Origin of the sequence: Micromonospora sp. NPDC047134, assembly GCF_040643455.1 — a bacterium.
Taxonomy (GTDB): Bacteria; Actinomycetota; Actinomycetes; order Mycobacteriales; family Micromonosporaceae; genus Micromonospora.
In genome coordinates this window covers 89,323-111,130 of the sequence record NZ_JBEYUI010000001.1, presented here as the reverse complement: position 1 = coordinate 111,130, position 21,808 = coordinate 89,323, and the positions used below count along the sequence as shown (strand labels likewise).

Annotated in this window: 17 protein-coding genes; 8 read left to right on the top strand and 9 right to left on the bottom strand. The window is 70.6% G+C overall.

The annotated features are described in order from the left end of the window. Positions 1 to 162: 162 nt before the first annotated feature. Positions 163 to 1,881, top strand: a complete 1,719-nt coding sequence (locus tag ABZ795_RS00395) for a hypothetical protein (protein WP_357528294.1) — start codon at positions 163 to 165, stop codon at positions 1,879 to 1,881. A 22-nt stretch (positions 1,882 to 1,903) separates the two neighbouring features. Here the strand turns inward: ABZ795_RS00395 and ABZ795_RS00390 are convergent, their stop codons facing one another. From ABZ795_RS00390 to ABZ795_RS00380, 3 genes are all read right to left on the bottom strand, one after another. Then, the gene (locus tag ABZ795_RS00390; RefSeq protein WP_357527591.1) at positions 1,904 to 3,382 is read right to left on the bottom strand and encodes a cation:proton antiporter; all 1,479 of its coding nucleotides are present in this window, start codon (positions 3,380 to 3,382) and stop codon (positions 1,904 to 1,906) included. A 45-nt stretch (positions 3,383 to 3,427) separates the two neighbouring features. After that, positions 3,428 to 3,655 (bottom strand): potassium transporter TrkA, encoded by a 228-nt coding sequence (locus tag ABZ795_RS00385; RefSeq protein ID WP_327026287.1) that lies wholly within the window; start codon positions 3,653 to 3,655, stop codon positions 3,428 to 3,430. 76 nt (positions 3,656 to 3,731) lie between these two features. Beyond that, positions 3,732 to 5,210 carry a glycoside hydrolase family 43 protein gene (locus ABZ795_RS00380; protein WP_357527589.1) on the bottom strand — a complete coding sequence of 493 codons (1,479 nt, stop codon included), beginning with the start codon at positions 5,208 to 5,210 and terminating at the stop codon, positions 3,732 to 3,734. 277 nt (positions 5,211 to 5,487) lie between these two features. Here ABZ795_RS00380 and ABZ795_RS00375 point away from each other — a divergent pair, with 277 nt between their 5' ends. Next, positions 5,488 to 6,225, top strand: coding sequence for a glyoxalase (locus ABZ795_RS00375; RefSeq protein ID WP_357528293.1), 738 nt, complete (start codon positions 5,488 to 5,490; stop codon positions 6,223 to 6,225). A 138-nt stretch (positions 6,226 to 6,363) separates the two neighbouring features. Here ABZ795_RS00375 and ABZ795_RS00370 read toward each other — a convergent pair whose 3' ends face one another. Next, a complete protein-coding gene (locus tag ABZ795_RS00370; protein ID WP_357527587.1) occupies positions 6,364 to 6,825 on the bottom strand; it encodes a VOC family protein in 462 nt (153 codons plus the stop codon). A 190-nt stretch (positions 6,826 to 7,015) separates the two neighbouring features. Here ABZ795_RS00370 and katG point away from each other — a divergent pair, with 190 nt between their 5' ends. The 5 genes from katG (at position 7,016) to ABZ795_RS00345 (ending at position 12,958) form a co-directional block, all read left to right on the top strand. After that, the gene (gene katG / locus ABZ795_RS00365; protein ID WP_357527585.1) at positions 7,016 to 9,217 is read left to right on the top strand and encodes a catalase/peroxidase HPI; all 2,202 of its coding nucleotides are present in this window, start codon (positions 7,016 to 7,018) and stop codon (positions 9,215 to 9,217) included. A gap of 109 nt (positions 9,218 to 9,326) precedes the next feature. Further along, entirely contained in the window at positions 9,327 to 9,956 is a 630-nt protein-coding gene (locus ABZ795_RS00360) for a sigma-70 family RNA polymerase sigma factor (protein WP_327026292.1), read from the top strand. Further along, the gene (locus ABZ795_RS00355; protein ID WP_357527582.1) at positions 9,940 to 11,025 is read left to right on the top strand and encodes a hypothetical protein; all 1,086 of its coding nucleotides are present in this window, start codon (positions 9,940 to 9,942) and stop codon (positions 11,023 to 11,025) included. The genes ABZ795_RS00360 and ABZ795_RS00355 overlap by 17 nt, the downstream gene beginning before the upstream one ends. Next, entirely contained in the window at positions 11,022 to 12,110 is a 1,089-nt protein-coding gene (locus ABZ795_RS00350; RefSeq protein ID WP_357527580.1) for an ABC transporter ATP-binding protein, read from the top strand. Before ABZ795_RS00355 ends, ABZ795_RS00350 begins: the two co-directional genes overlap by 4 nt. Next, positions 12,110 to 12,958, top strand: a complete 849-nt coding sequence (locus ABZ795_RS00345; protein ID WP_357528291.1) for an ABC transporter permease subunit — start codon at positions 12,110 to 12,112, stop codon at positions 12,956 to 12,958. The genes ABZ795_RS00350 and ABZ795_RS00345 overlap by 1 nt, the downstream gene beginning before the upstream one ends. Positions 12,959 to 12,986: 28 nt before the next feature. On the opposite strand, the gene ABZ795_RS00340 is transcribed toward ABZ795_RS00345, so the two are convergent. Continuing rightward, on the bottom strand, positions 12,987 to 14,402 hold the full coding sequence (locus ABZ795_RS00340; protein WP_357527579.1) for a PLP-dependent aminotransferase family protein: 1,416 nt from the start codon (positions 14,400 to 14,402) through the stop codon (positions 12,987 to 12,989). Here ABZ795_RS00340 and ABZ795_RS00335 point away from each other — a divergent pair. Next, the gene (locus ABZ795_RS00335) at positions 14,401 to 15,375 is read left to right on the top strand and encodes a DMT family transporter (RefSeq protein WP_357527577.1); all 975 of its coding nucleotides are present in this window, start codon (positions 14,401 to 14,403) and stop codon (positions 15,373 to 15,375) included. The genes ABZ795_RS00340 and ABZ795_RS00335 overlap by 2 nt on opposite strands. 35 nt (positions 15,376 to 15,410) lie before the next feature. Here the strand turns inward: ABZ795_RS00335 and ABZ795_RS00330 are convergent, their stop codons facing one another. The 4 genes from ABZ795_RS00330 to ABZ795_RS00315 all read right to left on the bottom strand — a co-directional run bounded on the left by ABZ795_RS00330 (position 15,411) and on the right by ABZ795_RS00315 (position 21,515). Beyond that, positions 15,411 to 16,226, bottom strand: coding sequence for an SAM-dependent methyltransferase (locus ABZ795_RS00330; protein WP_357527575.1), 816 nt, complete (start codon positions 16,224 to 16,226; stop codon positions 15,411 to 15,413). Between the two features lie 225 nt (positions 16,227 to 16,451). After that, positions 16,452 to 17,009 (bottom strand): dihydrofolate reductase family protein, encoded by a 558-nt coding sequence (locus ABZ795_RS00325; RefSeq protein WP_327026298.1) that lies wholly within the window; start codon positions 17,007 to 17,009, stop codon positions 16,452 to 16,454. 158 nt (positions 17,010 to 17,167) lie between these two features. After that, entirely contained in the window at positions 17,168 to 19,744 is a 2,577-nt protein-coding gene (locus tag ABZ795_RS00320; RefSeq protein WP_357527573.1) for a M14 family zinc carboxypeptidase, read from the bottom strand. A 187-nt stretch (positions 19,745 to 19,931) separates the two neighbouring features. After that, entirely contained in the window at positions 19,932 to 21,515 is a 1,584-nt protein-coding gene (locus tag ABZ795_RS00315; protein ID WP_327026300.1) for a DHA2 family efflux MFS transporter permease subunit, read from the bottom strand. Positions 21,516 to 21,808: the final 293 nt, after the last annotated feature.

Sequence of the window (21,808 nt, the reverse complement as noted above, 5' to 3'; positions counted from 1 at the left end):
ATGATGGCGCTTCTCTGCCAACGATGCGAGGCTGGTACGCCGACATCGGCACCGACAGGAGGGTACGTGGAGACGACACGGCGAGAGCTGCCCGAAACCTCTTCCGTCGAGGGCCGGGAACCCGAGGTTGACCGGCCCGAATCGCCGGCCGAGTCGACCGGTGTGGCCGGGCGGCTGGCGGCGGCCGGACGGACGGCCTCGCGCCTGCTGCGCCACGAGTGGACCCTGGCCTCGCTGGCCGGTCTGCTGTTGGCCGTCGTCCTCACCTGGCCGACCCTGAAGAATCCGTGGACCACCATCCCGGGCGACCTGGCGGATCCCACATTGCAGACCTGGCAGGTCGCCTGGGCCGGGCACGCCCTGCTCACCGACCCGCTGGCGATCTGGCACGCCAACGCCTTGTGGCCGGCCACCTACAGCTACGTCTACACGGACACCCTGCTCGGGTACGCCCCCGCCGGTCTGTTCGGCAGCGGTGTCGAGGCTGCGGTGTTCCGCTACAACCTGCTGTTCGTCTTCGCCTACGCGCTGGCCTTCGTCGGGGCGTACGCCCTGGTCCGCCAGTTGGGTGGGGTGCGCACGGCGGCGGCCGTCGCCGGCATCGCCTGGGCCTTCGCGCCGTGGCGGATGGCCCACAGCGGCCACCTGAACATCCTCTCCACCGGCGGCATCGCCCTCTGCCTGGCCATGCTGGCCCGCGGCCACGGCTGGTCCCTGCGCGAGGGTCACCGGCCGGACCTGCACCGCCCCGGCTGGATCGTGGCCGGTTGGCTGGTGGCCGCCTGGCAGGTGAGCCTAGGTCTGGCGATCGGCCTGCCCCTGATCTACATCCTGGCCGCCGCCGGGGTGGTGGTGGCGGTGGGGCTGGGGTGGTCCCGGTGGCGTGGCGGTCGGTGGGTGCTGGGCCGCCGGGTGGTGGTGGCCAACCTGGTCGGCGGCGCCCTCTTCGGGGCGGTGTGCATCTGGCTGGGCACCACCTACCTGAAGGTGGTGGAGCTGTACCCGCAGGCCCGCCGCGATCTGTCCTGGACGGAGATGTTCTCCCCGCCACTGCGGGGATACCTGGTCGCCCCGGCGGACTCCTGGCTGTGGGGCGACTACTTCGAGACCGCCCGCAGCCAGCTGTCCTGGCCCCCGGAGATGACCCTGCTGCCCGGCGTCACCTTGATCATGCTGGGGGTGGCCGGGCTCAGCTACTCGGCGTTCCGCCTGCGCTACCGCCTCATGCTGGGGCTGGGGGTGCTGGTCAGCGGCGCCCTGGGGCTGGGCAGCAACCTCGCCGGAGGCGGCGATCCGGGTTACCTGACCCTGTCGCGGCTGCTTCCCGGCTGGGACGCCCTGCGCACCCCCGGGCGGCTGATGGTCTGGACCAGCCTGCTGCTGGCCGTGCTGGCCGCCGGTGCGATCACGGAGTTCGTGCGGCAACTGCCCGACACGGGGTGGCAGCGGGTGGCCGGGCGAATCGTGCTGGTGGTGCCGCTGGTGCTGGTGCTGGCCGAGGGCGTCAACCGCACCCCCCACCCGGAGGTGCCGCCCGCGCCCACGGCGATCAGCGCGGCCCCCGAACCCCTGCTGGTCCTCCCCGGAGAGGGCATCTCCGAATTCCACGTCATGCTCTGGTCCACCGAGGGGTTCCCCCGGGTCGCCAACGGGTTCGCCAACTTCGTACCCCCCAGCCAGCAGGACATCCGCACGATGAGCATGTCCTTCCCCGACCCGGGCAGCATCGCCTTCCTCCGGCAGGCCGGCATCCGGTCCGTGGTCGTCCTGCCGGATCGGCTGGCCGGCACCCCCTGGGACGGGGTGACCTTCCGACCGGTAGAGGGTCTGGGCATCACCCGGGAGGAGATCGACGGGGCGGTGCTGTACCGCCTGGACTGAGCCGGCCTCTGCGGCCCGGGAGCTACTCCCGGGCCGCGCCCATCGGCGCGCGGACCAGGGCACCGTCGAGGTAGCAGTAGCGCCAGTCCTCGCCGGGCGCCAGGGACCGGATCAGGGGGTGGCCGGTCTGCCGGTGGTGCTCCTCGGCGTGGCTGTTCACCGAGTCGCTGCAACAACCCAACGCGCCGCAGGTCAGGCACATCCGCAGCTGCACCCAGTCGTCGCCGGACGCCACGCACTGCGGGCAGGCCTCGGCGTCGGACTCGGTGATGTTGATCCGGTCCAGGTGGGTGCAGGCGGTGCTCATGGTCTCCTCCCGCACGTACCGCCAGTTGCCGCGCAGCAGCCGGTCGGGGATGACCCGCGCCAGGTAGCGCGAGTTGGCCGCGAGCAGCGGGCTGGTCACGGCCAGCACCAGCACGTACAGGGCGATGAAGGGGCCCAGGCGGGAATCCAGCCCGGCGGCCAGCGCCAGGGTGGCCAGGATCAGGGAGAACTCGCCGCGCCCCAGCACGGTAAGGCCCACATTGGCCGTGCCCCGCTGGTTGAGCCCGAACAACCGCCCGGCGATCAGACCGGCCAGCACGTTGGTGGCCAGGGTCAGCAGGACCGCCAGCAGCACCGGTACGGCCACCGAACCGATCGCGCCGACGTTGATGCTGAGCCCGAACGCCACGAAGAACACCGCCGCGAAGACGTCGCGCAGCGGCAGGACCAGCCGTTCCACCCGCTCCCGGATCGGGGTACGGGACACCACCAGGCCGATCATCAGGGCGCCGATCGCGTCGGAGACACCGATCTCGGCCGAGATGCCGGCCACCAGCACCACCAGCCCGACCATCAGGATGGCCAGCAGTTCGTCCTCGTTGCTGTCGATGATCCTGCCGACCAGTCGGGCGCCGTACCGGGCCACGGCGAAGAGCACCACCAGGTACGCGAAGCTGAGCCCGATGCGCAGGGCCAGCTCTCCGGCCGATCCGGCCCCGGACAGCAGCGGCGACAGCAACGCCAGGTACAGGGCCAGGAACAGGTCCTCGATCACGATGATGCCGAGGATGACCGGGGTTTCCGCGTTGGCCAGCCGACGCAGCTCGATGAGCAGCTTGGTGGCGATGGCCGAGGAGGAGATGCCCAGCGCCCCGGCTATCACGAACGCCTCGTAGCCGCCCCAGCCCAGGGCCAACCCGAAGATCAGCCCGGCCCCGATGTTCAGGCCGATGTATGCCCCGGCCGCCACGAACAGCCGTCTGCCGCTGCCGAGCACCTGCTCGACCGGGAACTCCACCCCCAGGTGGAACAGCAGCAGGACCAGCCCCAGCGAGGCGAGCAGGCCCAGATCCTCGGGATGGGAGACCAGCACCGGGCCCGGAGTGCCCGGACCCAGCAGGATGCCGGCGAGCATGAAGAACGGCACCGTGGGCAGGTTGATCCGCCTCCCGAAGCGGGCCAGCAGGCCCGCGATCAGCACCAGGGCACCGAAACCCACAAGATCAGCGTGCACGGCGGAGACTCCTGAGGTGGACGCGAGGGGGTCGTCTGCGGGCGGTTACTCCGTGAAGTAGGTGCCGGACAGCAGAGCCCCCACCTTGCGAGCCTGCTCCTCGGACATCTCGATCACGGCCACCGGATCGTCCGCCCCGGCGGCGAGGACGTACAGGTCCCGGGTCCCGTCCCGGCGTACCACGATCGAGATCCGCTGGGTGTGGCTGCCCAGGTCCACGTCGTACCGTCTGCCGATGCCCGGCAACTCCTGCACATAGACGCCCTTGCCCATGGCCTCTCCCGCCGCCGCGCGATGTCCTGTCCGAATCCTACGAGCCACCGGCCGTGACGCCAGTACCCCGGAGGGGTCACGAGGTCAGTCGGAAGGTCGCGTCGTTGCGGGCCTGGGTGTCGGTGATCGGGTCCAGGCGCAGTTGGTAGTCGTAGTGCCGCAGGTACCGGTCGGGGTAGTTGTACGACTGGAACGACGACCAGCCGCTGTTGCCCAGCCCGGGGACCTGCCGGAAGGTGGCGTCGGCCGCGAAGACCGCACCGCCGTCGTTGGCCGCCAGCACGAAGTCGAACCCGTAGTGCCGCAGGTAGTGCCCGGGATAGTTGACCGACTCGAAGGAGACGTAACCGGCGTTGCCGGCCAGGCCGGGCACCATCCGGAACTGGGCGTCCTGGGCGGGGTTGACGTTCGCGTCGATGCGTACGTCGTAGTTGGCGTGCCGCACATAGCGGTCCTGGTGGGTGTACGCCTGGATCCGGTGGACCGGGGCGTTGCTGGGCCAGCGGGCCAGCACCCGGCTCTCCTCGGCGGCGGTCAGGTTGAGGATCGAGCCGTGCCGTTTGCGGCTGGCCCCCATGTGGAAGTCGGACCGGGTGCGGAAGTTGGTGACAGCGCCCAGGTTGGTCGAGGTGATCGGCAGGTAGCCGCGGCCGGTGGCGTACTGGTCCAGGTACAGCGCCCACTCGTTGCGGCCGTTGAACTGCATCCACATCGGCCCCTCGACCACGTTGCCGCCGCCGGTGCCGTTGGAGATGCCCAGGTGGGACAGGTTGCCCAGGCTGGTCCAGGAGCCCAGGATCGAGTTGCTGGCCTCGATCGTGATGTGTCCGTCGGCGGAGGCCCGGTAGTAGCGGTAGCCGCCGACGCTGTTCGGCACCTCGATGATCTGGGTGTCGATGATGCCCTGACCGCCACCCGGACGCTCGATGTACAGCTGCGGGGCGGTGAAGCTGCGGAAGTCGGTCGTGCGCACGTACCAGATCCGGTGCTTGGTGACCCCGTTGCGGGCGGAGTTCGTCGCCCAGTAGACGACGTAGTCGCCGGTCGCCTGGTTGTAGATGGCCTCCGGCGCCCAGGCATTGCCCGCGCCGGGGATCCCACCCGCGACGTTGATCAGCCAGGGGGTGGACCAGTTGACCAGGTCGCGGGACTCCCACACCACCAGGGAGGTGCTGCCCCGGTTGGCGGCGTCGTTCCACGAGGTGCCGCTGGCGATGCGCAGGTCGGTGGCGACGATCCAGTACCGGTCCCCGGCGGGTGAGCGGACCAGGGCCGGGTCGCGGACCCCCCGGGTGCCGATGGTGGAGAGCAGGACGGGGGCACCGTTGTTCAGGTCGCGCCAGGTCAGCCCGTCGGAGCTGTGGGCCAGGTAGACCTGTTCCCCGGTGGCGGACTCCCCGGTGAAGTGCGCCATCAGGTACCCGGTGAACGGATCCAGCGCGGCAGCTCCCGGCGCCTGCGCGGCGGCCTCGGCACGGGGTGCCTGCGCGGCGGGCAGCAACAGCAGGCAGACGGCGGCGAGCAGCGCACCCACCCGGCCCAGAACTCTCGACATCCGTTGCTCTCCTCGCCGGCGGGGTCCAGGGACAACGCTTGTGAGCGTTAACAACAACCCCGGCGACCCGCCGGGATCACTGTTATCGGCTTGTTTCGCAAGTGTTTACGGCCGCCTGTGCACTGTCAAGACATCGATGTGCATCGGTTGCCGGCGGGGTTCGCCCGAGCGCAGATCAGACCAGGCGATCGGGGCCTGTGGCCCGGGGCCCCGGTACTACGACGTGGGCGGGACACACTGGTCAGGACATCGACCGGAGCAGGGGGTACGGGTGCAGATGACCGAGGAACGGATAAGGCCGAACGAGACCACTGTGCCGCTGCTGCCCTGTGCGGCGGTGGACGAGACGATCGCCTTCTGGCGGGCCCTCGGCTTCGCGGTGACCTGGGAGCAACGCAAGCCTTACCTGTTCCTGGCCTTCGAGTTCAGCGGCTTCGAACTGCACTACGGCCGTCCGCCGCGCGGGTTCGAGCCGGCCGAACAGACCGTCGGCTGTCTGGTGATGGTCGACGCGGTCGCGCCGTACCATGCCGCGATCGTAGCGGGGATGCGCGGCACGTACGGCAAGGTGCTGTCCCAGGGGTTGCCTCGGATCACCCGCTACCGGCCCGGTGCGTCGCGGTTCAGCGTCGTCGACCCGTCCGGCAACACCATCACCTTCATCCGCCGCGACGAGCCGGCCGAGCTGGAGTACGGCGGGTCGAAGGAGCTCTCCGGTCTGGCCCGGGTGCTGCACAACGCCAGCATCCTGCGCGAGTTCAAGAACGACGACCAGGCCGCCTTCCGGGCGCTCAACTCTGGACTGCGTCGGCACGGCGACCAGGCCCCGGCCGTGGAGCAGGCGTTGGCACTCGCCGCCCTGATCGAACTGTCGACCGCGCTGGGCAAGGTGGACCTGGTGCCCGCCTGGGGCGACCGACTCCGCGCGCTGCCGCTGACCGCCCCGGAACGCGACCAGATCCGCCAGTCCATCGCCACCCCCGACATCCTGACCCCCTGGCTCCCCCACCCCTGACCACCCACCCGCCTCCGCCCGGCTGCCCCCGCCCCTCCCCCGCCCTGTTGATCAAGAGGTTGTGGTCTCCAGAACGCGATTTCGAGACTTCTTGATCAACAGGGCGTGGGCAGGGCTGGGCGACAGGACACTTCCGGGTTAGGGGTTGGTGGTGAAGCCGTCCAGGGTGGTGCGGGTTTCGGGGGTGTGCAGTTCTTGGAAGAGGGTGATGTGCAGGCCGGCGGGGGCGTCCAGGCGGGCGTTGACGGAGTGCCATGGGGTGGTGGTGGGTGGGGCGACCTGGGTGGCGCCTCCGGCGACCAGGCGGTCGGTGGCGGCGGGGGTGTCGTCGACCTCGAAGGCCACTCGCAATCTCGGCGCGACCTGCTGCCCGACCTCCACCTCGTCGATCATTCGCTTCTGCGCCGGGTTGGCGATCTCCAGGGTGGCCCGGCCGGCGTCCAGGATCACCACCCGGGCGTCGCCGTCACCGTTGTAGGCCGCCTGCTCGGGTAGGCCCAGCACGTCGCGGTAGAACCGGACCGCCGCCTCGTAGTCCTCGGCCTCGACGACCAGCCGCAGTTGGCGTACCGGCGACGTGGGCAGCTCAGACGGATTCACGTTTCAGTCTCCTACGCATCGGGGTGAACGCCGGTCCGCCGATTTCGGCGACCACCGGCGGTACGGGCTCGGTGTACGCCACGCTACTGAGGGCGGTAGCCCCAGCGGACGCATCCTGGCGCGTCACGCAGTGTCCCGGAAGCGGGACGTTCAGTTGACATAGGCGAGAATCCGTTTGCAGAGGAGAGACGTGTCCGAAAGCGAGAACCCGGCAATCCCCTCCCCGGCTCCCAAGCCGGGTCGACCGAAGACGAACCAGGACTGGTGGCCCAACCAGCTCAACCTTCAGGTGCTGCACCAGCACTCACCCCGGGCCAACCCGATGGGTGCGACATACGACTATGCGACCGAGTTCGCCGGTCTGGATGTCGAGGCCCTCAGACGTGACGTCTTCGAGGTGATGACCACCTCGCAGGAGTGGTGGCCGGCGGACTACGGCCACTACGGTCCGCTGTTCATCCGAATGAGCTGGCACTCCGCCGGCACGTACCGGATCGAGGATGGTCGGGGCGGTGCCGGCGACGGCGCGCAACGCTTCGCCCCCCTCAACAGTTGGCCGGACAACGCCAACCTGGACAAGGCCCGCCGCCTGCTCTGGCCGGTCAAGCAGAAGTACGGTCGGAAGATCTCCTGGGCCGACCTGCTGGTCTTCGCCGGCAACTGTGCCCTGGAGTCGATGGGTTTCAAGACCTTCGGCTTCGGTTTCGGGCGCGAGGACGTCTGGGAGCCGGAGGAGATCTTCTGGGGGCCGGAGGACACCTGGCTCGGCGACGAACGCTACAGCGGTGACCGGGAACTCTCCGGCCCGCTGGGTGCGGTGCAGATGGGACTGATCTACGTCAACCCGGAGGGTCCCAACGGGGTTCCGGATCCGTTGGCCTCGGCCCGGGACATCCGGGAGACCTTCCGGCGGATGGCGATGGACGACGAGGAGACCGTGGCCCTCATCGCCGGTGGGCACACCTTCGGCAAGACCCACGGGGCCGCCCCCGCCAGCTACCTGGGCCCGGAGCCCGAGGGCGCCCCCCTGGAGGAGCAGGGGCTGGGCTGGCGTAACAGCTTCGGCACCGGCATGGGCAACGACACCATCACCAGCGGCCTGGAGGGCGCCTGGACCCCCACCCCGATCACCTGGGACAACAGCTACTTCGACACCCTTTTCGGGTACGAGTGGGAGGTGCACGACAGCCCGGCCGGGGCGAAGCAGTGGCGGCCGAAGAACGGTGCCGCCTCCGACGCCGTTCCCTCCGCCCACGACCCCTCGATCCGGTACGCCCCGATGATGGCCACCAGCGACATCGCGCTGCGCGCCGATCCGATCTACGAGCAGATCTCGCGGCGTTTCCATGAGCACCCGGACCAGCTCGCGGAGGCGTTCGCGAAGGCCTGGTACAAGCTGCTGCACCGGGACATGGGTCCGGTGTCGCGTTACCTGGGGCCGTGGGTGCCCGAGCCGCAGCTGTGGCAGGACCCGGTGCCGCCGGTGGATCACGAACTGGTCGACGTCGCCGACCTGGAGAGCCTGAAGGCGGCCCTGCTGGCCGCCGGCCTGTCCGTGGCCCAACTGGTCCGTACGGCGTGGGCCTCCGCGGCGAGCTTCCGGGGCACCGACCAGCGCGGCGGCGCCAACGGGGCCCGGATCCGGCTGGAGCCGCAGCGCAACTGGGCGGTCAACGACCCGGCCGAGTTGGCCCAGGTCCTGCCGGTGCTCCAAGGGGTGCAGGAGGAGTTCAACGCCGGGCAGTCCGGGGGCAAGCGGATCTCCCTGGCGGATGTGATCGTCCTGGGTGGGTGCGCCGCCATCGAGCAGGCGGCCCGCAGTGCCGGGTACGACATCACGGTCCCGTTCTTCCCCGGTCGTACCGACGCCAGCCAGGAACAGACCGACGTGAACTCCTTCACCGTGCTCGAACCCCGGGCCGACGGGTTCCGCAACTACGTGCGCCAGGGGCAGAAGCTGTCGCCGGAGACCCTGCTGCTGGATCGGGCCAACCTGTTGAACCTCACCGCGCCCGAGATGACCGTCCTGATCGGCGGGCTGCGGGCCCTGGACGCGAACACCGGACAGACCCCTCTAGGGGTGCTCACCGACCGGCCCGGGATGTTGACCAACGACTTCTTCGTCAACCTGCTCGACATGGACACCCAGTGGAAGGTGTCCACCTCGACGGAGAACGTCTACGAGGGCCGGAGTCGGGCCACCGGCAAGGTGGTCTGGACGGCCACCGCGGTCGATCTGGTCTTCGGTGCGAACTCCCAGCTCCGAGGCATCGCGGAGGTGTACGCCAGCGCCGACGGCCAGGAGAAGTTCCTCCAGGACTTCGTCGCGGCCTGGGTCAAGGTGATGAACCTGGACCGCTTCGACCTGAGGGCGTCGACCCGGTACGCCTAGGGGTGGCGTTAGGGGGGTGGTGCGGCACTGGTTGCCGCACCACCCCTTCGTGTCGCCACATTTCCTGCCGAGGGTGTCACTTCCGGGCGGTCGACGGTGCTTACCAGGTATGGAGGAGGAAGCTGGTCGAGTCGGGCGGGCAGGGGTGGCCCCCGCGCCGACGGTGTCCGGGCCCGCCCGCCACACCGCCGGGCCGACCGTACGCGAGGGGGGTGGCGTGCTCGGGTCGATCGCAGCGGGAGAAAGCGGCATCCGGGCCGATCTCGAACAGGTCTTCCGGGCCAGCTATCCCCGGATCGTCGCGGTCGCCGCCCGGGTCCTGGGGTCCCGCGCCGAGGCCGAGGATGTGGCCCAGGAGGTGTTCCTGGCCTTCGGGCGCTCCTCGGTGCCGGCCGGTCAGGCGGTGGGCTGGCTGTCGGTCGCGGCGGCGCACACCGCGCTGAACCAGGTCCGGTCCCGCCGCCGCCGCACCGCCCGGGAGCAGTTCGCGGGCCCCCCGGAGGCGGCCCCGGACATCGCCGAGGCGGTGGTGACCCGCGACGAGTGTCGACGGGTACGGGCCGCCCTGGCCCAACTGCCCCGCCGACAGGCCGTCGCCCTCCTGCTGCGGCACAGCGGTCTCAGCTACGCCGAGGTCGCCGCCGCGCTAGACCTCTCCCCCGGCAGTGTCGGCACGACCGTACGCCGGGCCGAGTCCGCCCTACGCAAGGAGTTGAACCGTCATGCGTCATCCGAGTGACGGCACGCTGCGCCGGCTGCTGGACGAGCCGGCCGGTGTCACCGACGCCGACCGGGCACATGTGGCGAACTGCCCTACCTGCCTGTCGGCACTGGCCGCGGCCCGACAGGACGCGGCGATCAGCGCGGCGGCGCTGGCCGAGCCACCGCAGGTCGATGTGGAGGCCGGCTGGCAGCGGCTGATCCGTACCATCGGCGACCCCGACCCGGTCCGGGTCCGGGCCCCCCGGGCACGGCGGTGGCGGGCCGCGCTGCGCAGCCCGGTGGTCGCGGCCGTCGCCGTTGTCGCCTTGGTGGGTGGGGCCGGGGCCGCGGCGGCCGGGAACTGGTTGCAGATCTTCCACACCGAGCGGATCGCCCCGGTCACGATCGCCCAGGCCGACCTGGTCGCCCTGCCGGACCTGTCGGCGTACGGCGAGGTGGAGATGACCGAGGCGGCGAATGTCCGTCAGGTCGGCGACGCCGCCGAGGCGCAGCGGGTCACCGGCCTGCCCCTGCCCCGGGTCGACCGACTGCCCCGGGGGGTGAGCGGTGAGCCGACCTTCCAGGTCGGGGACCGCACCAGCGCCGTGTTCACCTTCTCGGCGGCCAAGGCCGAGCAGGTGGCCGCGGCGGCCGGTGAGCCGCTGCCGCAGCCGCCCGCCGGTCTGGACGGCAACCAGTTCCGGCTGACCGCCGGCCCCGGAGTCGCCGCGGTGTGGGCGGCCGAGCGGGGGGTGCCGAACCTGATCGTGGCGCGGATGGCCGCCCCGACCGCGTACTCCTCCGGCATCGAGCTGTCCACGGCGGTCGACTACCTGCTGTCGCTGCCGGGCCTGCCGGAGAACCTCGCCGCCCAGTTGCGGCAGTTCACCGGCGACGGTACGACCTTGCCGCTGCCGGTCAACGCCCGGTATCTGACCGCCGGCACCACCGAGGTGCACGGGAAGTCCGCCACGGTGCTCACCTCGCGGGACGGGGTACTGGCCGGGGTGGTCTGGGTCGACGCCGGGACGGTCACCGCGGTGGCCGGGCCGTTGACCGCCGACGAGGTGCTGTCGGTGGCGCGCGGCCTGCGGTGGGACCGGTGACCGGCCCGGAGGCCCGGCCGAGCGGCCGGGTAGCCGCAGAGAAGGGCCCGGTCACCCGGAACGGCGGTCGGCACCTCGCCCAGCGGGACCTCCTCGTCGAGCGGGACGGCACGCCTGCCGGGGTGCAGGACGGCGGATCGGTCGAAGCGGCGGAGCGACTGCTGGCCGAACTGCCACCCACCCCGGCGGTGTGGTGCTCGCAGTTGCGCAAGAGGTACCGGCGACGCACCGCAGTCGACGGTGTCTCCTTCACGGTCGACCGGGGTGAGGTGGTGGGGCTGCTGGGCCCCAACGGCGCCGGCAAGACCACCATCATCAAGATCCTGCTGGGACTGGTCCGACCGGACGGGGGCGAGGTGCAGTTGCTCGGACGACCGGCGGGTGATCCGCGCTCGCGGGCTCGGGTCGGCTATCTGCCGGAGCTGTTCCGGTATCAGCCGTGGCTGACCGCCGCGGAGGTGCTGACCCTGCACGTCCGGCTGGCCGGGACGCAGGTGCCGCCACGACAGCGGCAGGAGTGCCTCGCCGCCGTCGGGCTGGCCGACCGGGCCGAGGACCGGGTGGGGGGCTTCTCCAAGGGCATGCAGCAGCGCCTGGGATTGGCGGTGGCGCTGGTGGCCCGCCCGGAACTCGTCGTCCTGGACGAGCCGACCAGCGCCCTGGATCCACTGGGCCGGGCCGACGTACGGGACCTGCTGCTCTCCCTCAAGGCTCGGGGGGTGGCCGTCCTGCTGAACTCGCACCTCATCGGCGAGGTGGAACGGGTCTGTGACCGGGTGGTCATCCTCGACTCCGGGCGGGTGGCCGCCGCCGGTACCCTGGCCGACCTGCTCGGCCAGGGTGAGCTGCGGCTGCGGCTCGACGGGGTGGACGAGCGGGCCCGTGACCGGCTGGCCGCCGCCGGTGCCCTGACCCAGGAGGGGAACCTGTTCACCGTCCGGCTGTTGGACACCGAGCCGACCGCCGTACCGGAGCTGGTGGCCGACCTGGTCGGCCTGGGGGTGCGGGTACACGCGGTCGAGCCGGGGCGGGTCAGTCTCGAGGAGCGGCTGCTGGCCATCCTGCGTGCCGGAGGCGACCGGTGATGATCTTTCGGACCGTACTCACCATGGCCGCCCTGACCCTCCAGGAGGCCGCCCGGCGGCGGGTGCTGCGCTCCCTGGGCGCACTGACGGTGGTGCTGCTGGCGCTCAGCGCCTGGGGGTTCTCCCGGATCGACGCCGAGTTCGGCGGGCTGACCAGCGGCGAGGCCCGGCTGGTCGCGGCCATGGTGCTCAACCTGGTGATGTTCGGCCTGAGCCTGATCGCCGCCCTGGGTACGGCGTTCCTCGCCGGTCCCACCCTGGCCAGTGACATCGAGTCCGGGGCGGCCCTGGCGATCCTGGCCCGACCGGTGCACCGGTTCGCGGTGCTGGTGGGCAAGTGGCTCGGGCTGATCGCCTTCGGCGCCGGCTTCGTCGCCCTGGCCGGCCTGGCTCAACTACTGGTCGTACGGGTCACGGTCGGCTACTGGCCGCCGCAGCCGGTGACCGGCCTGGCGCTGCTCGCCGCGCAGACCGTCGTACTGCTGACCCTGGGGCTGCTGCTCTCCAGCGTCAGTTCACCGATGGCCTCCGGGGTGGTGGCCGTCGGCCTGTTCGGTGCCACCTGGATCGCGGGGGTGGTCGGCGCGTTCGGCACCGCGCTGGACAACGAGGGGGTGGCCCGGGTCGGTACGGTGTCCCGGATGCTGCTGCCCACCGACGGGCTGTGGCGGGGGGCGATGAACGCCTTCCAGGATCCGACCGTGCTGATGCAGTTCGGCCCGGCCATGCAGGGCCACCCGTTCCTCAGTGACGCCTCGCTGACCCTCACCTACCTGGCCTGGGCGGTCCTCTGGGTGGCGCTCGTGCTAGGCCTCACCGGGCTGGTGTTCCGCCGCCGTGACCTGTGATTCGTCGGCAGCGGCACCGGTGGCACCGTCACCGTCGAGGGGCGCGGCCCTGCTGGTCCAGGGCACGGGACAGGCGCCGGACGGCCTCGTCCATCAGGTCGGGCCCGGCGGCGGCGTAGGTGAGGCGCAGGTGCGCCGCCGGTGCTTCGGCGGCGTACCAGGGACGACCGGGGAAGACGACGACGCCCTCGGCAGCCGCGGCGGCGGCCAACGTCAGGTCGTCGGTGCCCTCGGGCAGCCGGAGCCACAGGTGCAGGCCGCCGCGTGGCACCGGCTGTCGGTCGACGAGGTCCGGCAGGTGCCGGCGCAGCGCGGTCAACAGCGCCTCGCGCCGGGCCCGCAGTGCGGTACGCAGCGCCCGGAGGTGACGCGCCCACGCCGGGGCGGTGAGGAACTCGATCGTGGCCTGTTGCAGTGGGCCGGCGACGAAGAAGTCGTCGAGCAGTCGGGCCGCGCGGAGCCGGGCACCGGCCGGCCCGACCGCGCCGAGTGCGGCCACCCGCAGCCCGGGTGCGGTGGATTTGGTCAGCGAGCGCAGGTAGACGACATGCCCGTCCGGGTCCTCGGCGGCCAGTGGCGGCGGGGCCGACCCGTCGATGGTGAGGTCACGGGCGTAGTCGTCCTCGATCAGGAACGCCCCGGCGTCGCGTACCGCCTCGGCGACCTGGGCTCGGCGGTGGGCGGCCAGGGTGGCGCCGTGCGGGTTGGCGTGCAGGGGTTGGCAGTAGAACAGCCGGGCACCGGTGCGGGCGAACGCGGCGGCCAGCTGGTCGGGTCGTACTCCGTCTGAGTCGGCGGGCACCGGCACCACCCGCAGCCCCGCCGCCTGGGCGGCGGCCAGCGCACCCAGGTAGGTCGGCGACTCGACGAGCAGTGCGTCGCCGGGCGTGGCGAGGGCCCGCAGGGCCGTCGACAGCGCGGCCTGGCCACCCGGACAGATCACCATGTCCTCGGCGCGCAGCCCGCCGCCGACCTCGCGGGCGAACCAGGCGCGCAGGTCCGCCCGTCCCTCGACCGGTCCACGCTGCCACGACGCGGGCTGTCGGGCGGCGCGGGTGAGCGCGGCGCCGAGGGCGGCGGCGGGCTGCAACTCCGCCTCCAGATAGCCGCCGGACAGCGGGATCGCCCCGGCGGGCGGTAACGCCAGTAACGCCTGCATCTCCTCCTCGCCGGGACGGCGGGCGCCGAGGGCGACGGTCTGCCAGGACAGGTCGGCGGTACGGGGCTCGTCCGGCCGGGCCGCCACATAGGTGCCTCGACCGGGCCGGGTCTCGACCAGGCCTTCCCGGACGAGGTGCCGGATCGCCTCGGCGACGGTGACCGGCGAGGCCCGGTGCCGACCGGTCAACTCGCGTACCGAGGGCAGTCGGGTGCCGGGACCGGCGACGGCGGCCAGCCGACGCAGATCTTGGATAACGCGGCCCGATGCGTTACCGTCATTCATGAGAGAAGAGAGTAGCGCTACTGCCCGGTCGACGGTAACGCCGCCCGATCGGGCGGTCGGTCTGATGCTCGGCGCGCTGGGCGTGCTCGCCTTCAGCATGTCGCTGCCGGCCACCCGGATCGCCGTACAGCAACTCGATCCGTGGTTCGTCGCCTTCGGCCGCTGCGTCGGCGCGGCGCTGCTGGGCTGGGCCTATCTGCGGGTCACCGGGGCGCCACGGCCGAGCCCGGGTCAGTGGCGCCGGTTGTCACTCGTCGCCCTCGGCGTGGTCGTCGGCTTTCCGCTGTTCACCTCGTTGGCGCTGACCACCCAGACCGCCTCGCACGGCGCGATCGTCATCGCCGTGCTGCCCGCCATGACCGCCGTGTTCGCCGTGCTGCGCGCCGGGGAACGCCCGCCGCCGCTGTTCTGGGTCGCCAGCACGGGCGGACTGCTGGCGATCCTCACCTTCCTCCTCGCCAACGGCGCGGTGCTCGGCACCCCGGCCGTGGCGGACCTGTTCCTGCTCGCGGCGGTCGTGCTCGCCGGTCTGGGGTACGCCGAGGGCGGCGCGCTCGCCCGGGAACTGGGCGGCGCCCGGACGATCTGCTGGGCCCTGCTGCTCTCGCTGCCCGTCACCGTGCCGATCACCGCCGTCGCCGCCCTGGCCTATCCCCCGCACGCCGACGCCGGCGCCTGGTCGGCGTTCGGCTATCTCACCGTGGTGTCGATGTTCCTCGGCTTCTTCGCCTGGTACGCCGGACTGGCCCGGGGCGGCATCGCCCAGGTCGGCCAGATCCAACTCGCCCAGCCCGTGCTCACCCTGGTCTGGTCGGCACTGCTGCTCGGCGAACGGGTCACCCCGGCCTCGATCGCGGCCGCCCTGGTGGTGCTGGCCTGCATCGCGCTGGTCCAACGCACCCGCACCACCAGGCCGGCGACCGTGCCGGTGCCGGCGGCGACCGTCGCCGGTGAGAACGCCTCCCGCCGGTGAGAACGCCTCCCGCCGGTGACAGCGCCTCCCGCTGGTTACGGCTTGCGGCCGACCGCGCAGTACTGGTCGATCTCGGCGGGGTCGGGATCGGCGCCGTCGGGCCGCCAGCGGGTGACCGAGACGACCCCGGGCTCTACCAGTTCCAGTCCCTCGAACAGGGCGGCGATCCGTTCCGGACTGCGCAGGTGGTACTTGGGGTTGGCGGAGACGTTCCAGATCCGTGCCGCCTCGGTGACCGCCTCACTGGTGTCGCTGCCGTCGTACATCGCCAGGTAGCTGCCCGAGGGCAGTTCGGCCATGATGCTGTCGATGATCGACTTGGCTTCCTGGTCGGACTCGATGTGACCGAGGATGCCCATCAGGATGAGCGCCACCGGCTGGCCCAGATCCAGGATGCGGGCCGCCTGGCGAAGGATGCCCGCCGGGTCCCGCAGGTCCGCGTCGACGTAGTCGGTGGCGCCCTCGGGGGTGCCGACCAGCAACGCCCGGGCGTGGGTCAGCACCAGGGGGTCGTTGTCGACATAGACGATGCGCGCCTGCGGGTTCACCGACTGGGCCACCTCGTGGGTGTTGTCGGCGGTGGGCAGGCCGGTGCCGATGTCGAGGAACTGCCGGATGCCGACGTCGCCGGCCAGGTAGCGGATGGCCCGGGTCAGGTAGGCCCGGGAGAGGCGGGCGTTCTCCGCCAGCTGCGGCAGGTTGGCGATGATCTGGTCGCCGACCTCGCGGTCGGCGGCGAAGTTGTCCTTGCCGCCGAGCAGGTAGTTCCAGATCCGGGCGGTCTGCGGCACACCGGTGTCCAAGGTGGACCTGTTTCGTTCGCCACCGGTCACGGCCGCACCGTCCGCCACGATCACACCTCAGTCTCGTCTGGACTTACCCCGAAAGATGAAGGGAAGTCTAGACCGGGGTCGATGACCGCACCCTCAGCGACCCCTCACCTCCCGGCAACAGTTGCCGTCGACAACCGCGCAGCCTGCGACCCCGGGTCCGAGATGAGGGTGGCTCCCGCTGGTGACGTGGTTGGTACCGGTACCCCCCGGCCCCGTGACCGGGGGGTACCCCACCCAGCCGGATCAGTGGATGACGTCGTAGATCGCCAACTGCACTCCGTTGCCATAGGTGGCGTGCTCGACAAGGGTCAGCCGCTGCTTGTCGGCCCCCTCCGGGGCGAACAGCCGCCGACCGCCGCCGAGCAGCAGCGGAAAGACCAGCAGGTGGTACCGGTCGACCAGACCCGCCGCGGCGAGCCCTTGGGCCAGGGTGGCGCTGCCGTGCACCAGGATGGTGCCGCCCTCGCCCTGCTTGAGGGCGGCGACCTCGTCGAGGGACCGCAACACCGTGGTGTTGTGCCACCGGGGATCGGTGAGGGTGGTCGACACCACGTACTTCGGCATCGCGTTGTACGCCGCGAACTCCTCCATGGTCGGCCAGACCGGGGCGAACTCGTCGTAGCTGACCCGGCCGATCAGCAACGCCCCCGCCTCCTGCTCCTCGCGGGCCTTGATCTCCCACACGGCCTCGTCCATCGGCACGTCCTTGAACGTCCAACCGGCGTGCGGGTGACTGCCCCCGCCCGGTGAATCGATCACGCCGTCCAGGGACATGAACTCGGTGACGATCAACGTACGCATGGTGCGGGTCTCCTTCATCGACGAGCTGTGGTGCCTTCACCGCAACGTCGAACGGGCCCGGCCGGATTCGACAACCGACGGAGAAATTTCGTCGCCGACGAGCAGTGCCCCGTCGGTGCGACAACTCGCACCGACGGGGCACCGAATACCTCAGCGGACTACTTCTTGGGCTTGCCCTTGCCCTTCTTGTCCTTCTTCTTGTCCTTCTTGGGCTTGTCCGGGTCCGCGTCACCGATGGTGATCGTGGCCTTGTTGAAGTTGTTGCGCTTGTCGGCCTTCGACGGGTCGTAGTTCTTCTCGATGTTGCCCGCCGCGTCGACCGAGAACCAGTGGAAGGTCGTCGTCTCGGTCACGTGGAACACCTCGCCCGGCTCCCGGAACTCGGTCGCCTTGTAACGGGGCGAGTCGAGGGTCGGGCGGCTGCCGTCGGTGGTGTAGTAGATGGTCGCCGGCTCGCTGACCTCGAACCGTACGTCCACCGGGCCGGAGAACCGGCCGGCGCCCGGCACCAGCGTGGAGGTGGGGGCCTTCTTGTCCTTGCCCCACTCCGCCGCGATCCGGAACATCTCCATGATGCCGTTGGCGTACTCCATGGTCTCGGCGTGCCCGCTGACCAGCTCGGGGTTGCCCTCCCACGGCGGCTGGAAGGAACCGCCCTGCCAGTTGCCGGTCGCCGGGTTGTAGACCGAGCCACCGACCTCCCAGCCGAAGGAGTAGATGCCGTAGGTGTGGTACAGGTCCTCGCGGACGTTGCCGGCGGACGAGTAGAGCACGTCGGAGGAGCCACCCACGTTCTCCGGGGTGACCACGGTCTCCCGGTACGCCTTCACCTGGGACAGGATGCGGGAGGCGGCCTGCCAGTAGAACATCTCGTCACCCAGCGGCGGACGGGGGGTGGTGACCCGACCGTCGGCCTTGTAGGCGCCCGGCTGCCAGAACAGCTGGCCACCGTTGGAGTGCACCGACATGAAGAACTTGATGTTCGAGTAGGTCTCGGCGAGCCAGACGATGTTCTTCGCCTCCGGCTCCGACAGCTTCTCCGGACCCTGGTACGTGTTGCTGGTGCAGACGAACGAACCGCCGGCGTAACCGTCCTGGGCGGAGCCCACCCGGTAGTTGCGGTTCAGGTCCACGCCCCACGAGTTACGGCGAGCCGGGTCGGCGTCCGCGTCCGGGCAGTGGTTGGTCATGTTGCGCCGCTGCGAGGCGAAGTTGTAGAAGCTGTAGTTCGCCCCGTCGGGGTTGTTCGTGGGGATCAGGAAGATGTCGGTGTTGTCGACGATCTTCTTGGTCTCCTTGTCGGTGGCGTAGTTGGCGACCAGCCGCTCCGCGGTCTCCAGGGTGGTCGTCGCCGGCACCCACTCGCGGGCGTGGTCCTGGGCCTGGATCAGGACACCGGGCTTCTTGCCGTCACGGTGCTTGCCGATCCGCAGCACGCGGACCGTGTTCGGGCCACGCGGCACGTCACCCTCGGGCGCACCGACACGCTTCTCGTCCAGGAAGTCGCTCAGCGCCACCGGCGCCGTCGGCGCCACGATGCCGGTGCCGGCGTTCGTGCGGTACGGGTGCGAGCGGTCGATCAGCCCGTTGGACTGGGTCTTCAGGGCCGTCGCGACCTCAGCGGCGGTGCTGGCCAGCGCACCGGAGGAGTCCTTGGCGAGCAGGACCCGCACGGCCTTGCCGTTGACCTCAACGGACAGCGGCAGGTTGGCGCCGGGCCGGTCGACGAACTCGACCGTGATGTCGTTGCCGCCCTCGTGGCCCCAGGCCGCGGAGGTGACGACGACCGCGGACTGGCCGGTGCCACCGATGGTGGCCTGCGCCTTCCGCTGGTAGCCGTTCGTCTTGTACGGCAGGTAGACGATCTCGGCGATCTTCGGGTTCTCCCGAGCGATCTCGTCCATCCGGTCGTGCAGCTGCTGCGGGTGCTTGTACCCGTCGACCAGGTTCCACTTGTAGCCCGGCTTGTCGGTCAGCGGCGGCTCGCCGTCTTCCAACCAGTCGGACACCGGGCCGACCGCGACGCCACCGGTGGAGCTGGTGACCCGGATCTGGCTCGGCCGGGTGTCCAGCTTGAACAGGTTCCGGTGGAACATGTACTGGCCGGAGTCGATGAACCGGCTCATCGTCCGGGCGAAGGCGAAGTCGGTGCCCTGGCCGGAGTCGTTCTCCAGCTGCATGCCGACGATCGGGTCGGTCTGCGCACCCTCGGTGGTGCGCGCCTCGACGTAGAGGAAGCCCTGGCCCTTGGTGGTGAACCAGTCGGCGCGCGCGATACGTACCGCCGCCTCGTGGCTCTGGGTCGACATGGTCGTCGCCTCGGGCATCGACCGGGCGGTCGCGGCCCGGGCACCGACGGCCTGGAACCCACCGTCGGCCTCGTCGCTCCAGGTGAAGCCCTCACCCTCGGCGAGGATCCGGACCCCCATCGCCTCAAGTTCGACGCGCTGCTCGGGGGTCACCACGGCTTCACCCTCGATGCCGTCCGGCACCCGCTGAAGGCCGTGCTCCAGGTCGAAGCCCGCAGCCACCACCCGGTCGAGCATGTCCGACCCGGTCAGGTGGATCCGCACCACGTCGGCGTTGTCCGCGTGCTCCAGGTGGGAGCGACCGGCCTCGGCCGTGGGCTCCGGCGCTGCCGCGGACTCCGCGACGGCCGGTTGGCCGGCCAGCAGAACGCTGCCCACCAGCACGGGTACTACGAGAAGAGCGATGCGTTGTCGCGTGCGCCGCATTCTTCCCTCCTTATTTACTCGAGGCATGGGTGGGAAGAAGCTACCGGCGCCAGTCGCGCCTGACGGCCTGCGTCGGGCCCAGTTGACCGAATCTTGAGTTAAGGGGGGCCGGTCCGGGTCAGACACGCGGCGGGGAGCCGCCGGAGCCGGCCGCCGGGAGGCTCCCGACGGCCGGCGCAACAGCCGGTCAGTGGATGACGACCGGGGCCTTCGGCTGGTCCCCGGGCTGGTCGTCGAGCAGGTGGGACCGCTCGCGCCGACGGGGCAGGAAGGCCGCCGGGATGAGGGTCAACGCGACCAGGGCGAAGGCCACCCAGAAGGTGCTGGCGAAGGCGTCGGCGGCGAAGTTCAGCCCCCGCTCGATCAGCGACGGCTCGACCGGGAACTGCTGGAGCAGTTCCGGCTGCTGCTGGGCCGCGATGGCCAGGCCGGCCTCGGTGACCGGGTTCCCGTTCGGGTCGGTCACCCCCGGGATCGGGGTGGACTTGTTCAGCTCGTTGGTCAGGATCACCGACATCACCGCGGCTCCGATGGAGCCACCGATCTGCTGGAGAATGTTGACCAGGGTGGAGCCGCGGGCCACCTCGTGCCCGGTCAGGGTCCGCAACGCCGAGGTCATGATCGGCATCATGGTGCCACCCATGCCCAGACCCATCACGAACAGCGAGCCACAGATCAACACGTACGAGGTGTCCGCGTCCACCTGGGTGAAGGTGGCGAACCCGGCGATGATCAGCAGCAGGGCGAAGGGCACCGTCCGGCCCACCGGCACCTTGTCGGCGAGCATCCCGGCGATCGGCATGGTCACCATCGCCCCGATGCCCTGCGGGGCGATCAGCAGACCGGCGGCCAGGGTCGACTCGCCCCGCACCTGGAGGAAGTAGCTGGGGAACAGCAGCCCGGCACCCATGAAGGCGATGATGAACACGAACATCGTCACCGCCGCCACGGTCAATCGGCGGTTACGGAACAGCCGCAGGTCCAGCAGGGGGTGCCGGGGCCGGAACGAGTAGACGACGAAGGCCACCACCAGGGCCGCGCCGATCAGCATGGGCACCCACACCCCGTTGTCGGCGAAGGTGCCGGTCTCCGGCAGGGTCGACACGCCGTAGAGGAACAGGGCCAGGCCGGGCGAGAGCATCAACATGCCGAGGAAGTCGAAGGACTCCGAGGGCTCGGGGTTGTCCTTCGGCAGGGCCATCTGCGCGTACACCAGGGCCACCAAGCCGATCGGCAGGTTGATCAGGAAGATCCAGTGCCAGCTCGCCACATCGATCAGCCAGCCGCCGAGGATCGGGCCGCCGATCGGGCCTAGCAGCATCGGGATGCCCAGCACGGCCATCAGCCGACCGATCCGGTGCGGCCCGGCCGCCCGGGTCATGATCGTCATGCCCAGGGGCATGAGCATTCCGCCGCCCAGGCCCTGCACCACCCGGTAGGCGATCAACTGCCCGATGGTGTCGGCGGTCGCGCAGAGCCCGGACCCAATGGTGAACAGCGCCAGGGCCAGCATGTAGAGGCGCTTCGTGCCGAACCGGTCGGCCGCCCACCCACTGAGCGGGATGACCGTGGCCAGGGCGAGGGTGTAGCCGGTCATCGTCCAGGCCACCCGGGCGTACGAGGCGTCGAACTCGCTCTGGAAGGTCGGCAGGGCGACGCTGACCACGGTCACGTCGAGGATCGACATGATCGCGCCGAGCACGACGACGCCGGCCACCTTGAGAACCGCCGCGTCGAGCTTGTCCGAGGTCGGGACAGACTGCTGTTTCACCAGGTCTCCTGAATCGAAAGTGCCCGTCGGGCGTCACTGCCGGCACCAGCCGGCGATGGCGGGCATGACCATGGGCGCGAACCCGCAGCGCAGATTAGCCCGCTCCTGTTTCGCCACGCCCATGAATTAACGGTCAGCAGACAAACACGTCACGTGTTCTGCATCACTGGACCCGGTGCTCGGAGATGCCGCCAACACTCAGCGGTGTGGACCAGGGGCGGGAGGCCCGGCACGGCGGTGGCAGAGATTGCCGCCTGCGGTGAACCGACTCCGCTCTCGCTTCGTCAGGGGGT